General features: G+C 47.8%; 13 protein-coding genes and 1 CRISPR repeat array (1 of these 14 cut by a window edge). Of the genes, 1 reads left to right on the top strand and 12 read right to left on the bottom strand.

The features are described from left to right. Positions 1-31: a CRISPR direct-repeat array (repeat unit 33 nt); it reaches 407 nt to the left of the window's first position. A gap of 305 nt (positions 32-336) precedes the next feature. The 9 genes from HPL003_RS18225 to HPL003_RS18185 form a co-directional block, all read right to left on the bottom strand. Next, on the bottom strand, positions 337-1,146 hold the full coding sequence (locus tag HPL003_RS18225) for an SDR family oxidoreductase (RefSeq protein ID WP_014281187.1): 810 nt from the start codon (positions 1,144-1,146) through the stop codon (positions 337-339). Between the two features lie 155 nt (positions 1,147-1,301). Beyond that, complete coding sequence (locus HPL003_RS18220) at positions 1,302-2,138, bottom strand: hypothetical protein (protein ID WP_014281186.1); 837 nt, start codon at positions 2,136-2,138, stop codon at positions 1,302-1,304. A 12-nt stretch (positions 2,139-2,150) separates the two neighbouring features. After that, on the bottom strand, positions 2,151-2,903 hold the full coding sequence (locus tag HPL003_RS18215) for a vWA domain-containing protein (RefSeq protein ID WP_014281185.1): 753 nt from the start codon (positions 2,901-2,903) through the stop codon (positions 2,151-2,153). Positions 2,904-2,976: 73 nt separating this feature from the next. Next, positions 2,977-5,001 (bottom strand): serine/threonine-protein kinase, encoded by a 2,025-nt coding sequence (locus HPL003_RS18210; protein ID WP_014281184.1) that lies wholly within the window; start codon positions 4,999-5,001, stop codon positions 2,977-2,979. 207 nt (positions 5,002-5,208) lie between these two features. Then, positions 5,209-5,484 carry a WXG100 family type VII secretion target gene (locus HPL003_RS18205; protein ID WP_013309990.1) on the bottom strand — a complete coding sequence of 92 codons (276 nt, stop codon included), beginning with the start codon at positions 5,482-5,484 and terminating at the stop codon, positions 5,209-5,211. A 241-nt stretch (positions 5,485-5,725) separates the two neighbouring features. Further along, complete coding sequence (locus tag HPL003_RS18200) at positions 5,726-6,262, bottom strand: WXG100 family type VII secretion target (protein ID WP_014281183.1); 537 nt, start codon at positions 6,260-6,262, stop codon at positions 5,726-5,728. Between the two features lie 5 nt (positions 6,263-6,267). Continuing rightward, a complete protein-coding gene (locus HPL003_RS18195) occupies positions 6,268-7,110 on the bottom strand; it encodes a hypothetical protein (RefSeq protein ID WP_014281182.1) in 843 nt (280 codons plus the stop codon). A 16-nt stretch (positions 7,111-7,126) separates the two neighbouring features. Next, positions 7,127-11,122: a type VII secretion protein EssC gene (gene essC, locus HPL003_RS18190; RefSeq protein ID WP_014281181.1), complete on the bottom strand. Its 3,996-nt coding sequence runs from the start codon at positions 11,120-11,122 to the stop codon at positions 7,127-7,129. Between the two features lie 67 nt (positions 11,123-11,189). Further along, complete coding sequence (locus HPL003_RS18185) at positions 11,190-11,510, bottom strand: hypothetical protein (RefSeq protein WP_014281180.1); 321 nt, start codon at positions 11,508-11,510, stop codon at positions 11,190-11,192. A 394-nt stretch (positions 11,511-11,904) separates the two neighbouring features. Here HPL003_RS18185 and HPL003_RS29900 point away from each other — a divergent pair, with 394 nt between their 5' ends. Further along, positions 11,905-12,144, top strand: coding sequence for a hypothetical protein (locus tag HPL003_RS29900; RefSeq protein WP_081473730.1), 240 nt, complete (start codon positions 11,905-11,907; stop codon positions 12,142-12,144). A 307-nt stretch (positions 12,145-12,451) separates the two neighbouring features. Here HPL003_RS29900 and HPL003_RS18180 read toward each other — a convergent pair whose 3' ends face one another. The 3 genes from HPL003_RS18180 to HPL003_RS18170 form a co-directional block, all read right to left on the bottom strand. Then, a complete protein-coding gene (locus HPL003_RS18180) occupies positions 12,452-12,790 on the bottom strand; it encodes a L,D-transpeptidase (RefSeq protein ID WP_014281178.1) in 339 nt (112 codons plus the stop codon). Between the two features lie 77 nt (positions 12,791-12,867). Next, the gene (gene rsgA, locus HPL003_RS18175) at positions 12,868-13,965 is read right to left on the bottom strand and encodes a ribosome small subunit-dependent GTPase A (protein WP_014281177.1); all 1,098 of its coding nucleotides are present in this window, start codon (positions 13,963-13,965) and stop codon (positions 12,868-12,870) included. 450 nt (positions 13,966-14,415) lie between these two features. Beyond that, positions 14,416-15,012 carry a DUF2087 domain-containing protein gene (locus tag HPL003_RS18170; RefSeq protein ID WP_014281176.1) on the bottom strand — a complete coding sequence of 199 codons (597 nt, stop codon included), beginning with the start codon at positions 15,010-15,012 and terminating at the stop codon, positions 14,416-14,418. Between the last annotated feature and the right edge of the window lie 198 nt (positions 15,013-15,210).

The following is a 15,210-nucleotide window of genomic DNA, read 5'->3' as shown; positions in this document are numbered from 1 at the left end:
TTTCAATCCACGCACTCATACAGAGTGCGACAGCGAAAATGCAACAATTCATACTCTAATGATATCAATACCATACATTTTAGCAAAAATCGATGCCAAAAAAGCTTGAATCAACCATTGACTTCTACCGAAGAAAGCTGATTTGAATGCTTTTCGACAAATTTCGAGGTGCGAAGGATCCGGGGTTTTTATGGGAGCTTCACATTCGCACCTCAACATAAGAGCAGAATATTCGTTTTATTTCCCCTTATACATATACCATAAATAAGCATCATAGCCAAGACAATACACTCGAACACCACCCATCATTTTTCTAACACTAAGAATGCTCTAGTGCTAAAACAACAAGGACTCTGCCCCATCAATCACAATTTGGGCACCAGTAATATGACGCGAATGATCGGAAGCCAGGAACGTTACCAAATCAGCTACCTGCCCGGGTTGACCTGGTCCATTAGCCAATGGCTGCCCCCCTTCTGGGAACTCGACCGGGATAGTAATCTGCTTTAAACTTTCGGATTTCTCCGTCGTTTCGTCAATATTCGTCGAAATAGCTCCCGGATAGATCACATTGACACGAATACGGAACTTAGCAAGTTCCAGCGCAGCCATTTTAGCAAAACCGGTTTGACCTGCTTTGGACGTACTGTAGGCTGACATTCCAAAGCTGGTAAAGCGCTGATTTCCATTAATAGAGCTGGTAATGATAATGCTGCCGCCACCGTTCTTTTTCAAATGCGGTACGGTATACTTCACTGTCAGGAAAGTACCATCCAGATTCGTAGACAGCGTCTGCCGCCAATCCTCAATGCTCAAATCCTCAATCGGTCCAACAACCCCATTAATCCCGGCATTGGCAAAAATGATATGCAGCCCGCCAAACAACTCAACTGCTTCCAAAACGGCTTTTTCCACACGCACCGGATCGGCAATATCCACGTCAAAAGCCCGAGCGGCACCTTCACGTATAGCATTAATCTCTCTCTCCGTCTCTACAATCCGTTCATTACTGACATCAAAAAGTGCAACATTCGCTCCCTCTCTGGCCATTTGAATAGCCGTTGCCTTGCCAATACCAGAACCGGCTCCCGTGATCAGAGCCGTTTTTCCTTCAAAGCGCGCGCCTCCTGCCAATGTATAGCCCATATGTATCGCTCCCTTTCAGTATCCTGTATAATCACAAGATTACCCAAAAAGGTATACTTTATAATCACCATAACCGTTAGTTTCTTTCTATTTATTCATCAAAAAGGACGTTATACACCATCAGTATGGATGCATACGTCCTTTTTTGATTCCATTTACCACTGCAATTCAATAAATGCAGCATCATCATCCAGCCCTCCGGTATGGGAGGCATCCAGCAAAACCTGTATCTGCTCATCAGGGACAAGCTCACGAATAGGGTCCAAATCGGATAATCCGTCACTATAAACCTGTAATCTCATCGGCATATCTGCGGGTATGCTTCTTTCGTACCAATGAGGCTTACCTCCAATCGGCCCGCGGCTTGTGGACCAGCGTTCCGCTGTGGAAAAGGTATGATCAAATAATTCGCTGATCTCCTCTGTACCGTTCCATAATCGCAATCGTGAATCCCCTTGCCAGGCAAGCCTGAGACGCCCACGGGTACCGCGCTTTGGCAGCTCGATTTTACCGCAAATATACATCGACTGGCTTCCCTGACGACGTTTATCCTCCAGCACCGAACGCATCAAGCCCGATTCATGGTGCAAAGGCTGCCGATCCAGTTCCTCGGCAGCTATGCCCGCCAAACGTTCGAGGTACAGCCTCAGTTTATCGGCAGACAGATCCTGGCCCTGTTCCATCCAATCCAGCAAAGAGGAACCCAAATAGCGGGCTGCAAAATCTCCCTGATAACTAAGTCCGACACCATCACACAGAACAAAACAACAGACAGATTTATGAATGCTCACTGCGGCGAAATCCTGTCCACTTTCACCCATACTGGCAGATTCGGCAGACCTTCCGTAACCATAACGGCACATAAAGCGGCTATGATGAGTCGATAGTGGCTGATCGCCCGTCTGAGAGCTTGTGTAGGCAAAATGCTGCCCCAGCCGTGCATTCATTCCCTTCCTTTTGCTCGTGGGGAGCAGAGACAGCAGTGGATTCATGCTTTTACCTCCTTACCGTACAGGCGTTGCGGCCGACATTTGGAAACCGATGGACACCAGTTCCGGACAGGTTCCGGGCAGCATCATAATTGCTCCCTCACCTAGCTGATAATCTGCCTCAAACAGCATTTCCCGATAGCTTTCAGGAAGTACAGAAGACATATTACGCAATTTCACAGCATGTTCATCCTGTAACGGCGTATTATGCGTGAGACCTTTCCAGCGGCGTGGGTCCTGAATAGGCGTTTCCAGTAGTCTGTCCGATAAAAATATGTTTTCCACCAGTACATTGCCGTCCGGTACGCTCATGCTCATAATACGCTTCGCAATGGGCTCCGGATCATCACCTGTGGAAACACCATCTGTCATATGACAAACCAAAGGTGCAGGGCAATCCTGCATCCCCGGCAGCTCAGCCTGTAAAATTCGTTCGGCTTGCAAGAAAGCTTTTGCCGAATCTGAAAACCGCTTGGGCGTCAAATCGGGCAACGAACCAATCGCTGCGATTTCATCAATCCCCTTCACACCGTTGAGCAGATCATATACGTCGTCACTATAAGCCAAAATCGCAATCCGGTAGCGTGCAGTCAGCCGATTCCCTTTCGTAGAACGGAAAACCATCTGCCGGATCGCCAGTGATATAGCTTCATATACGACATCAATTCGCCGCCGCCCTTCCATGAGCATGTTCATTGACGCGCTAATGTCAATCAGGTAAATGATCAGGGCGGGGGTACGTTGTGAAGCCTGTATCGTATAATTCATCTTTTACACATGCTCCCCTCAGTTACCTTCTATCAACTTTTGTCATTCAATCCATATCTGAAAATTTGAATAATTAAATTTTAGGCAGTCTGAAATTCGTATCGCTCAAAAAGTTATAGATAGAGGAAGCGCGATAACCAACTTCGCCTACCGAACGATAATAGGAAGAATTACTTTCATACAATGCTCTAAAACGATTGGCAAAACCCTTCGCCTTCGCCGTGCTTCCACCCTCCTGAGAGGCATATGCCTTGTTATACAGGGAAATGAGCTGAAGAACATTCCGTTTGTTACTTGCCTGAATTGACGCTTTTTGCTTTTGCTTCGCCTCTGCTGCCGCCTTACGTGCTGCTTCTTCCTGCGCTGCGCGGGCAGACTGGTCTTTTTTCCAAGCTAAATATTTTTCGTACTTCGCCTGCTGATCATACGCTTTTTGCTTTGCCAGCTTGGCGGCTGCCTGCTTGTTTTGTTCCTTTTGAGCGAGGTAGGCTTCATATTTGACCTGCTGAGCTACTAGAGCCTGTTGTTTTTTCTGCTCTTCCTGCTGCTTTTGGACAGCAAGAGCCTGTTGTTTGGCCTGCTGCTCAGCTTCCTGCCCTTGCTTCTCCGTCAGTGCCTTTTGAGCAGCCTCCTGTTCGGCAGCCAGCTTCGCTTCCGCAGCCTTTTTGGCTTCTTCCTGCTTGGCTGCCTCGATTTGCCGCTGATTGGACTGATCCGCTAGAATATTCACGGCTGGAATGCCAACGGCCAGCAGGACGACAGCCGCCGCCGTTGTTACAATGAACGTTTTGGAGCGATACCAGGCTGCTGATTTTTCCGGCTGCTCAAGCGGCTTGGGATTCAACTGCTCCTCCAGCCCCATGATGGCAGCCGATACCTCCACATGTAGAGGGCTACCGTCTTCTACAAAATGATACAACGACCGATATACCTCCAGAGCCGCAGCAGGCTTGTTTTGCTTCTCCAGTTCACGTGCCTGTCGGAACAGCTTGTCCGTCACCCCACGCTCCCCTTGCTCCTCGACCGCCTGGTTCAGTATCGCAGCTTGCTCAGCTTGGAGTGGTGCAACCAAGGAGGATGCAGCTTCCCCGGACTCACCAGTAGCTAATGCTGCTGCCTCTGTCGCCTCGGGTTTCACCGCCTCTACTTCAACAGGAATCTCTTGCTCAGTAAGTGCATTGAGTACAACCAGCCATTCACCAAAGGTAGGGCAACTGCTCAGATCCTGACTGTCCCAGGCACGGCTAAACAACTCCACCAACTTGCTTCCCCAGCGGGATTCCAGCGACTTGCGCAAAATATAATAACGTTCGCAAGGCGTCTGCATTTCATGCTGGTCAAAATAGCTTTCGCCCCACGCTTTATCGACCACCACACGGTCTGACCACCCGAGCATTTCACCGATAATAATGGCCCCTGCAAAACGATCCGCATACGCGCTCCATAATCCGCTGTGAACGGTACGATGCGCAGCATACCCCGGCGAACCCGCTAATAGAGCATCCGGACGATCCATTTTGGTACTGTACATTTGTTCCACATCGACCAATTCTACAGCTGATGTGCCTTCAGGCAGTTCCACTTCAGAAAAAAACGGAAGCATGACATTTGGCGCAGATAAATCACAGTGCGCCAGTCCTTTTTGCTCCATAGCTGAACCGATCCCTGCCAGCGCTCTGGCCAAAGCCAGACTATCGGAAGCCTCAAGCTGCTGCTGAGCTGTGAGGCAATCGAACCATGTTGTCCCATGGATCCATGGCATCAGCACTGCATACAGCAAATCAGGCTGCTCGGCGATCAGACTTCCGTTTCTTTCTGGAGTGAGCACATCACGCTTGCATACCTGCAAACCGGGAATATCCCCGTACGCTTCCATATGCTCAGATTGATAAACCATAGCCGGGATACGGAACTTTGGAAAAAACACTTTAAGGGCTTTAGCCTCATGCGGCTCTCCGCTTTTGGCATTCAGCTGGTATACGATCCCCTGCCGCCCTGCTTGAGCATAAGCCAAACCGGGTGCAGCAGGATGTCGCCCAACCACATAGGCTGTGTCGTTTATGATCAATTCGTCTCCCGGATTCGGTTGAAAAGACATGGAACATCCCTCTCCTTACATCGTTCAGTATGCTAGTTTCCTCACCCTATTATATACAATCTGTGGATGGCAAGAAAACCGGGTGTCCGAAGATCGCCCGGTTTTTCCTGATAACCACTATACCAAATGTACAAACCACAAGGAATGGTTCATATATATTGCTTCTTCATAGAATGGTATATTATAAGGTGATGCCTATCTCGCATCTTACTTCGTTTGGTCAACAGTACGGAATTTGTTAGCGATAGCCGTCAGTTCTTGGCTGATGCTATTCAAAGTCGTTACGAAAGCTTGCATTTGTTTGCTGGCTTCCTGAAACTCTTGAAAGAAACGTTGTTTAGTCATACCTTCCCATTGACCTTCCATGCCTGAGATGGATTGTGTCAAGCTGGAAACGATCTGCTGGCTTTGTTCACCGCTTTGTTTAAATTGGTTGGCTACCTGATCGACCTGTTCCGGGGTAATTAAAATACGTCCTGCCATATTATGAGTCCTCCTTGATGAAATAAATGTTTTGTTTAACTGGTTCAAATTGTACTATGTTTATTTAATTTCCTACAAAAGGCGAAGGTCCTAATTGTAACAACCCCACTTTTTGACTATAAAACAGCATCTAACAATATAATATCAATAGAATCAGTACCTAATAAGTCCCAAAAAACCAGGATTCCATGAACTGAATTTATATGGCCTCATAACTTGACAGGAGATTCCTGGGAATCTACTAAGCGACAGGCTGATCCCTAACTATAGCCGGGTCAGCAAAATACCATTCCTGCGGATTGCTGGAAGACGCCTGCTTCAAAATTTCCTGATTCAGCGTACCTACATCCGGCGACTGTACACCAGCAATGGCATGCACGACAGACTGCGGGTCCGAAATCGGACCGCTTCCTTCCGAAGGTTGCCCGGGCAAAATAGACGGTGACTGCTGATTCGACCAATCCAGCATTGTGACTGGTCGTCCTAATGGTTGGCTGGCGAATGACAGAATCGTATGATAGTTATGGTCAACAGACTGAAACTGTTCTGCCTTTCGATTCAATTGTGTCCCTGATGTATGGAGGTAAGCATGAATCTGCTCCGACATTCGCTTGGCCTGCATCCAATGATTCAAGACCGTCTCACGTGTAGATACATCCCAATCCATCGATTGTAACGCCTGCTCCAACCCTGCTGTTAACTGTTGAATTTGCTCCGCCGCATGCTGTAGCTGCCCGCTAAGCCCCCGAAGCACATCCGGTTCAACTCGAATGCGCATATCCATCACCCTTCTTCTGTCGCTTCTTCAGTTACTGCTGACTGTCTCAGCCAATTTAATAATAAATCCACAAACTGATCTCTTGATGCCATGGCTGCAATAAGCCAATCTCCGTTGCCATTAGAGCTCATACGAAATATCCAGTTCATCGTTGGACACAGTACAAACGCAACCCGCTGTGATTGCCACTCCCTGCCGTTCCAGACCAGCAATTGCAGTTCTCCTTCAGCTATACGAGAACTCAATGATTGGGCAAGTCTCGCAGACCCTTCTGCATCTCCGCTCGCCTCGGTCAGTTTGCTGTTAATCTGAGAAACACTGTCTCCTGCAGATTGCTTGTAAATTTCATGAAATGCCCGCTTGGAGAACATGAGCGCCGGAGATTCAGGCACGAGCCGATCTCCCCAGCCCATTTTATCAATCAATGTCTCGCAAGCCTTCTCCACATTACCCAGATCATACAGGCGGTACTCATCGGGTTCATCAACGGATTTTACTTGCTCCACGACACGCTCGTTCGTGCAATGGAGGTAACCTTCGAACTGCTTGCCGCCCCGAGAATAGCGTATGCGGCAAGCCCGGTTAGATAATCCCGCGATAGCAACCCTTGAAAAAACGGTAGGGGGCATTGCCAACTCAGTATCCTCATCTACCCGCTTTAGATAACCCTTTTCCAGAAGAGAGGCTTTTACCTGCTCCCACTCTTCCGCCAACTCTTCTGCCAGATAGCCCTTAAACGGATCTTCCACCCCAAGCAGCCTGTCAGAACCCAGAACGCCTGCCAGGAAAAACAGTTCCTTCGACTTGAGGGTTATTAACTTCTGCTTGGAAGCTTGAAACGTTAACATTATGAGCCACCTCCCTTCAAACTACAACATGCCATCGGTCACGAATTTTCGTTATCCAATCCTCACAGCTCACTTGGTCTGAGAAGGGAATTGCCGCTTTTATCCTGGTAAATTTGCGTCGTACGTAGTATCCCTGCCCAGGGGGCAGGACTTTTAGGCCACCAGTGGTGGCATTCGCTTCTGAATAGGGGATACGAAAGAACGATAAATCATTCGAATCCAGTGTTCCGAAAAGCATACCGCTTTGACTCGCCTTAACATCATTAAACCAGTCTACGCCAAAGGTTGGGAAATCAGATGGCACGCCCGACAGTACGACATGCACATTGCGATCACGTCCCAACCTTACAATGGCAGAAAGCTGATCCTTTATTGTAAAATCGTTCAATTGCTTGCTTAGCATATCCGCATCATCAATGACCAGCAGCAATTCGGGATCATTCCCCTCCTTGTTCCGCTGTTGAACGATATCATACATTTGCTGTACCAAAGGTCCAAGCTCTTCCTCGCTTTCAGCAGCAGCCTTGACATGTGGAAGATGCCGCAATCGTGATAGTCCCCCACCTCCATAGCGGGTATCGACCGTATAGACTTCCAATTGACTCGGCGATGTGCAATAAGCCAGCGATATGATCCAGCTCATTAGGAAAGAGGTTTTTCCTCCTTCCATAGGACTACCAACGATAAAATTAGGACCTTCCTTGAGGTTCAGTAAGAAAGGCTCCAGATCGTCGCTCTGTAGCCCTACAGGCACCTCATAAGGAAGCGCGCCCGGAGACCCGCTCGTACGGTCCCATTGCTGAAGCAGTTCCGCCAACGGGATTCGCTCAGGCAACGGAAGAATGGCTGGGGCGTTTTTGCCCTTCCATTCCTGCACGATGCCAGCTATGTTGCGACGCAACCGTGCTGAACGCTCCGTTTCATCTTCTCCGGGTGAAGGCAACGCCGTCTGGAACTCCAGCGGCGGGATATGCCCTTTGACCAAAGCCCGACCCGGAATTAAAGGCCCCGGTGTTTTGGCTGGTCGTCCTACCGCATAATAATAATCACTTGGGTCAGACATTTCAAAAGAAACAGCGTTCGGAATATTACTGCGGAACTTCTCAAACACATCGGTAATCCGATTCGCTGTAATAATAAATGTAATACCGAGACTGCCACCCTCACGCAAAAGAGATTCCAGCAGCTCATTTTCATCTGGATAAGCATTACGGAAATTAAGATATCCATCAATGACTACGATAATTTGTGGCACATCCTCAACAGCAGAACGTCGATAAGAGCTTATCGTTTTGACACCAGATTCGGAAATCATTTCCTTACGTACAGCCGCCTGCTTGAACAGATATCGGAACAACCGCTTGATCCGGTCGTCCTCCTCTGCCATCATAACAGCACCGATCTGGGGAAGTTCCCCAAAATCACGCATCGTTCGACCCATATCAATGATGTAACCGTTCCAACGGTTCGCATGAAAGCGCTGAGCCAGCGACATCAGCATGGTTTGCAAAAAGGTCGTTTTACCCATGCCCGGCATACCGTACACTGCCCAATGACCATGATCCAGTGATGCATAAATCGGCTCCTGTCGCTGGTTCGGCAAATCATCAACCAGACCAATGACCGCCTTCAGCTCTTGAGGCGATGTTGCACTGCCCGTTTCGGCGCATGGAGGCAAATCAGTTAAATCCAGCAATTCAGGCAGCGGCGGAAGCCACGGTCCCTGAAGCCGTTCGATCCCTGCCTTGGCAGCTTCTTCTGCAATATAATCAATAAATATCTGAAGCTGTTTGGGAGCTTCTTCCCCTTTTAAACCTGAGCTTGCCCGTTCGCCGCCAGTCAGCAGCGCTTCACGCTTGCCGTTCAGTCTCACCTCATGCACAGGCAGTGCGGAAGAAATTTCGCTGTTGCCTACATACGGCGCACCGCTCCAGGCAAACTGCATCTCTTCAAACACCTCATCACTGCCGACCTGAAAATACCCTCGTCCCGGCTTCGTGATCCACGCGGCATTCGGTATTTTCAACATATCACGGCTGTCGCCTTCGCTCTGCACCCGTAAGCAGATACGGAACCTGGAGTTACTCCAGATTTTATCGTCCACAACGCCAGCAGGCTTTTGGGTCGCCAAAATCAGATGGACACCCAAGGTCCGTCCAATGGCAGCAATACTGATTAGCTCATCCATGAACTCGGGTTGATCCCGTTTTAATTGTGCAAATTCATCAATAATAATAACCAGATGAGGCAGCGGTTGTGCGTGCCGCTGCCGGAGCAATCTGTAATATTCATCAATATGCTGCAAATTGCCTGCATCGTTTAATATTTTCTGTCGGCGGACCAGTTCTGCTTTTAGTGATATTTTGGCGCGTTCGATTAGGTTATTGTCCAAATTCGTAATCGTGCCCACCACATGCGGCAAATTGACGAACGTATTGGACATGCCGCCACCCTTGTAGTCAATCAACATAAACGCAAGATCATGCGGATGAAACTCAGCCGCAAGGGAAGCTACGATGGACTGAATAACCTCACTCTTCCCTGAACCTGTCGTACCGGCGATCAAACCGTGGGGACCGTGTCCCTGGCGCTCGATTTTATCATGCAGATTAATCATGATCCTCTTGCCGCCTGCCCGCACACCCATAGGTACAGGTAATGTATCAGGATAGCGGTTGCGCCGCCACCGTTCTGTCACGCCCAGTTCTTCCACACCCGCTACGCTCATCATATCGAACAGTGGCAGCACAGAGGGAATATCCGAAGCCGAGGAACGCTTCAAGCGAATAGGAGCCATATACCGCGCCAATGCATCTGCTTCCTCTCTCGACAGACGATCCGGTTTAAAACTCTGCTGTTCAACCTCCGGTGACTCCGATTTGCGGGCATATACGCCCTGCTCCTTGGAAGCCTCTACGATAAGCTGACACTGCATCGGCAAAGCTTCCTTTCGGGAAGCCAGCACGATGGTACACGCATCAATTGCCCGTCCATCCTCCAACAGCAACGGGAGCAGCGGTTCTTCTTCAATTAGCTGGCTATCTGATAAAACAACCACATAACACGGGATCTCCATCCCTTTTCCATGACGTTCGTTGCGGTTGTTTTTACGGCGGTTCAATCTGGCAAACAGAAAGTCGGCCAATTGATGGGCGCTACTGCTGCGGTCTGACATCATTCGCCCCGTTCTGTCATCGTCCCACACATGTGGAAGCCAACGCATCCAATTCCATTCACTTTCCTCACGCTCATCATAAAAGGAAGCGATTTTCACTTCATCCGGCGAGTGACGGACAGTCACCTGTGCCAGAATCACTCTTAATGCTGCAAGAGTATGCTCTCGCTCTCCAACTAGTCCAACCACCTTGGATTGGAACAGCGGCAATGCAATGGAAGCAGCATCCACCAGACGAAACTCTTCCCCCAATTCATCCGCAGCCCCCAGCAACGGGTCTCGGTCATAGCCGTCCGGGCGCGGGATTTGCAGCTTGATATGAAACGGAACTTGTCCGGTTCCAATACGCACTTGCAAAAAATCCTCATCCTCCAGCGAACGCTCCCAGAGAGAACTGTTACGGTTTTTGACGATTTGAGCGCAGATTTGCGGGTCACCGTGAATTTCATATAGCGTGCGAATTTGCTCTTCGCGTTTCAATTCAAGCTCTTCCCGATGCTTCTGGAGCTGTTCCCGATACATTCGGTCACGTTCCTCCAGCTTGCGCTTGTATTCCTTCTTATTGTTCAAATACACGAAAAAAGGAATGGTATAGGATGTAAGCATCATGACCACAGTAACCATCTGGAACATCAGGTAGTTACTGTTGCCCATCTTGCCTGTTTTGCTCATATATACGTAAAAACCAATAGTTACCAACGTCATCATTAACGGAATAAGTATAGATATAATGGAAAAAGACGGCTTGCTCGGCTCAGCCGGAGGCCGTAAAATTTCCAGCTTCTCCTCTCGGAGCGCCGGTCTTAATCTCGGGGAGCGCTGGTATAATACATTCAAGACAAAAGTCCCCCTTTTCGCTTACTATTTCATTTTACCAAGGTTTCATATAATTTCATGTGTGTATTTACCCATTTTTTTCACTTTGAAACAGCGAACGCCGTCCATATACAGGAGCTTCGTCCTGGGTTGTCGAAAAAGCACGCTGAATACGCACCGTACAGCCTTCCCGCAGACCTGCACCTAGCAACAACTGGTCGTCCTCTACCCTGAACCAAAGCCCCTCCGGGAATTTTGCTTCCATAATATATTGCATTCCCTCCGCCGGAGGCTCACCAAAAATACGAACACCCAGCATCAGCTTCAAATGATCCACCGAGTATTCATCAGCCACCTCAATGTCAAACCACTCTGTTTCCTGTCGTCCCGAAAGCACGGTCAGGATCATCTGCCATCCCTCCCGATCCTTAATATATACAGTAAAGCTCACACAAAGAGCCTATTTTCTATGAAAATATGGTTATCGTAACTGTAGCATTCGCCTATTAGGCTGTCAATTTGTTACAAACTACCCACTCGCGCTATCACATCATGACTTTAGTTTTATTTTTATATCTTAGAAGAGTCATATGAACCAATAAACCATATTTTCAGAGTTTTGCAGAATTCGCATATACGTCATTTTGTCGATTAGTTAGAACCAAATTCGATTGTTACCCAGATTGTTGTGAACACTTTGTAAATTTTTCAGACCTTTATGTTTTTATAAGGTGTTTTTAAGGTAATTTTAAGAAACGGGCACTACAATAAAGCCATGAAATAACTCAAGCGAGGTGATTTTTGTGAGAACATTAATTACATTTCAAAACAAACGTATTCCCGTATACTTCAATCAAGAAAACAAACAACCTGTACAAAAAACATTAAAACTTCTAAGCAACACTTTGGAGAACAAAATCTCCAGAGGCAAGCGTGCCCTTCAAAAATGTCTTAACTCTTTGATCAGTATAGAAATTGTCGGTTGTGAAGCCATCCTGCATAGCGTTAGTGAAAATGATTCATTGGCACTGTCCCTCTACTAAGAGGGACTTTTTTTATTCCGAAATCATAGCAAAAAAGAGAGAGTGACAAGCACCCTCTCCATATCAGCGGCTTTGAAACATAATACATATAACCTGCCGAACCTATCATTTTATAGCAATCTGCTTATAGTATTCTTTTGCGATAACCTTTTTTTGCCGCCTCGTTCCAACTTCTGCGCCTTCTCAATTCGTATTCTAAACAGCTCCACTAAATTAGCACGTGTATGCTCTTCCCGACCCACTCTCCTTCTCATTCACAATAAAAAAGGTTCACGGATACACGCAGAGCACTGTAACTTGTCGGTCACTAAGACTGTATTGTGACCGGCGTGCCAATGCTCACCTTCTCCTGAAGCTCCAGCACATCCTTGTTCTGCATACGTATGCAACCATGCGACACCAGCTTGCCAATGGACCAGGGCTCATTGGTGCCGTGGATGCCGTAATGCGGCTTGGACAGCCCCATCCAGAACGCTCCGAAAGGGCCGCCAGGATTGGGCTGTTTGTTGATGATGGTAAATTGTCCGTACGGCGTCTGTGTAGCAATTTTACCGATACCGACCGGATAACTAAGTACGGTCTGATCGCCATCTTTTAAATACAAACGACGATCCGACAAATCCACCACGATACTATAGTTCGGCATATACTCACCCCTCTACAGGATATGCCGACCACACCGCAGATTTTCTTGTGATTTTTTACAAATGGCCTTTCTTCATCTCACCACTCCACATCACGTCTCCAGCCACTTCGATTACCGCCTCGACTCTGGTTGGTGCTTGAACGATTATCCTTTTTCCGCCGATCTGCTTCTTTACGCGCCTGATATTCCAGCTCCCGCTGCATTTTGCGATAGTTGTTCACTCTGGATTCAGACAGCTCCCCACGCTGCACAGCTTCCTCCACTGCACATCCGGCCTCACCCTGATGCTTGCAGTCTGCAAAACGGCATTTTTGTGCCATTTCCGTAATATCCGCGAAGGTATTAGCGACCCCGGTGGAATCATCCCACAGATTCAGTTCACGCATTCCCGGCGTATCCAGCAGAACGGCTTGCTTTAATATGGGGAACAACTGTCGGTGAGTTGTCGTATGACGCCCCCGACTGTCCTCTTCTCTCACATCCTGTGTAAGCTGAACTTCGGCCCCGGACAGCCAGTTCACAATTGTTGATTTGCCGCTGCCGGATGAGCCTGTCAAGGCAACTGTGCGTCCGGGTTGAAGAAACGCCTCCAGTTGCTCTCTCCCTTCATTCTGCAAAGCGGAAATAACGATGACAGGCACACCGGGGGCAACCCTCTCCACTTCTGCCACCCGCTCTTCCACCTCGAAACAAAGATCGCTTTTGCTCAACACAACGACCGGGTCTACCCCGCTGTTCCACGCCATAATTAGATACCGCTCCAGCCTGCGCACATTAAAATCGTGATTCAGCGCATTGACGAGAAAGAGGGTATCTACATTAGTCGCAATCAGCTGCTCTTTCGTCTCAAAGCCGGCAGCCTGCCGAGATATCCGGCTTTTACGTGGCAGCACGGCATGAATCACTGCGTCCGAGACTCCATCAGGCAAAGTGACAGCTACCCAATCCCCTACAGCCGGCATTTCCGCCGGATCGACAATAGCATGTCTCAGCTTGCCGGAAGCAGCTCCCCAGCGTTCTCCATCCATAGTCATAAGCTTTACTTTTTGACCATAATCGGCAATCAGACGGGCAGGCCGTACCTGTGTATTTTCCGCGCGTTCTTCAAAGCTTTGCTTCCATTGATCCCAAAAACCGTTCCAGTAATCAGACCAACCGTATTCATGTATGCTCATTGTTTTCCTCCTGTGAAGCATCGCTTATTGCTGATGTTTAAAATTGATGTTTTTTTTATTCTCATGTTACTCAGTGCTTGTAAATGTTCTCTCCCGCGAGCAAAAAAACGCAAAAATCCGCAGGGAAAAACCCTGCGGAGGGTGTAGAATTCAGGCCAAGGCTATCCAAAGACCCTAACCATAAAAAAAATCCGCAGGGAATCGCTCCCCGCGGATTTCATCGGTTCTACTGCTCAACCGAATGCCATGTAAAAACTATACTTATTTCATATAGTCTTCAACTGTGCATCATCCGTGCGGGAGACAACGTCATACTGGTGCTGAACCAATCCATTCATGTTCGTACGCATATAACATCGCCTCCTCCTAAAATTTCCTCAATCATACAAGTCCTGAAATCGTCTGTCAAGTCTGTCGCAAACTTTTTTTAAAATCTTTTTCAAGCTTCTTTTAGCGCACTTGATCCCAGCGTGTCCACATCTCACGTGGATTCAATTCATACATTTCACGTTCCCTATACATAAACTGGTGCATAATCAGCTCACGCCGAATCGTTGCAAAGTCCTCATGGTACTGCTTAATCCACTCGTTTAGCTCACGTTCAGGGTACACGCGACCCGGCTCCAGCTTTTCTGCCAGCAATTGAAGCACGATCAACTTCTTCTTGTATTGCGAGGGAATTTGACGTAGCTTGCCGTCCTTGGAAAAAAAATTACGCAAGACTGTCGCTTCCAGCGTTTCATTAACCTCTGACATCTCTTCCTCCCCCTCTCCTTTTTCAAAAATAAACCGCACTGTCGCCTCGGCATGCTGCCGGATCAGTTCAGGATTCAGCGTGAAATATACCGTATTCTTATCACGCCGTTCCTTGATTAACCCGGCCTCACGAAGCTTGGAAGCATGATGCGTGACAGTCGGTTGGGATAAATTCAGTTTTTCCGCCAAAGCCTGACCGTGCATCTCCCCACGTGACAAGAGCAGCAATATACGCATACGCGTAGGATCAGCAAGCGCCTTATGATAATTGACCATTTTATCCAGTTGCATCGTTAACGCCTCTTTTCATCCCTACATACTTTCCATATATCTTCCGTGAAAAAATAAAATAAATATACACCATAATAGATATGCATCTAATTATATATATGTTAAAAATGTATGTCAATCGTATCATTCTTTTACTTCTTTCTGAAAACGGCTGGATATTGTGCACGCATTGCGGTAGGATGATATTACTTGACTTTT

The sequence above is a fragment of the Paenibacillus terrae HPL-003 genome (genome assembly GCF_000235585.1).
Taxonomy (GTDB): domain Bacteria; phylum Bacillota; class Bacilli; order Paenibacillales; family Paenibacillaceae; genus Paenibacillus; species Paenibacillus terrae_B.
The sequence above is the reverse complement of the archived record's forward strand: the minus strand, read 5'-3'. Positions and strand labels throughout refer to the sequence as shown.